Source organism: Nguyenibacter vanlangensis (genome assembly GCF_013376155.1).
In the GTDB taxonomy this organism is placed as follows: domain Bacteria; phylum Pseudomonadota; class Alphaproteobacteria; order Acetobacterales; family Acetobacteraceae; genus Gluconacetobacter; species Gluconacetobacter vanlangensis.
In genome coordinates, this window is record NZ_JABXXP010000862.1 from 1 (window position 1) to 1,077 (window position 1,077).

The 1,077-nt window shown below is 64.7% G+C and carries 1 protein-coding gene and 1 pseudogene; both read right to left on the reverse strand.

The window, feature by feature from the left end:
• Positions 1 to 160: pseudogene (locus tag HUK84_RS23365) on the reverse strand (acetyl-CoA carboxylase biotin carboxyl carrier protein); the annotation flags it as partial.
• The gene (gene aroQ / locus HUK84_RS19715) at positions 157 to 612 is read right to left on the reverse strand and encodes a type II 3-dehydroquinate dehydratase (RefSeq protein ID WP_176641720.1); all 456 of its coding nucleotides are present in this window, start codon (positions 610 to 612) and stop codon (positions 157 to 159) included. The gene aroQ and the pseudogene HUK84_RS23365, both read right to left, overlap by 4 nt.
• Positions 613 to 1,077: the final 465 nt, after the last annotated feature.

A 1,077-nucleotide genomic window follows, 5' to 3' on the forward strand; every position in this document is an offset into this window, starting at 1 on the left:
CGACGGGCGCGGCCGGCACGGCATGGACCTGCGGCGCGGCGGCGCGGGCCACGCGGATCCGGTTGTCTTTCTCCGCGATCTCGATCTCGGTCAGGCCGGTTTCGGTCAGAATGTCAGCCAATGCCCGAATGGCATCCGCGTCCACGAGCAGTCGGCTCATCGATCGTCCTCGTTCAGAATCAAATCCGTCATCGCCTGAAGCGCCAGCGCATAGCCCTGTACTCCCAGGCCGCAGATGACGCCCACGGCGGCGCGGGAGCAATAGGTGTGGTGGCGGAATTCCTCGCGCCGATGAATGTTGGAAATGTGCACCTCGATTACCGGCAGGTCCACGGCCAGCAGCGCGTCGAGCAGCGCGATCGAGCTATGGCCGTAGGCGGCCGGGTTGATCACGATGCCCTGCGCGCGGTTGCGGCATTCCTGCACCCATGACACCAGCTCGCCCTCGCCGTTGGTCTGGCGGAAGTCGATGGCGACATCCAGGCGCTCGGCGGCCTGGATGCAGATCTGCTCCACGTCGTCCAGGGTCGCGCGACCATAGACTTCGGGCTGGCGCAGTCCGAGCATGTTGAGGTTGGGTCCGTTCAGGACCGCGATCAGAGGGCGCACCATGGTGACAGGCGCCGTAGCACGAGTGTCCCATCCTTCCAAGAGAATGATGGCGGCCGCGCCCCCGCCCTCCGCGCGGGACGGCCCGGGCGGCCCCGAACGGCTCCGGAGGGGCGTCGGAGGCACGCCAATAATGACGGCCAAAAATTGCCACATTTGCCCGCATAGCTACTGAATCGACGGCAGGAATGCGGGGCAGGACGGGGAAGAACTCAGGGCTGATCCGGTCCTTGGGGAACTTTCAGGGCGAAAAAGCCTTGAATTATCTGTCGTACGATTATTGTATGGCCAATCGTTACTGGCTGGATGATCGAACAGGATTGGACGCGGTTTGCAACAGGCACGGAAAGAGCGACGGATAGGATCGGGGGGACGGGCGCTGATCGCGCTGGCCTGCCTGTTCGCCTTCGCCTCGGCCGCCTGTGGCCGCGAAGCGACAGCGGGCACGGAAAACGCGGCGCCGAACGC

Excerpts from the sequence above, each read along its gene's own strand:
- aroQ (WP_176641720.1), bottom strand. The coding sequence starts at position 612 with ATGGTGCGCCCTCTGATCGCGGTCCTGAACGGACCCAACCTCAACATG.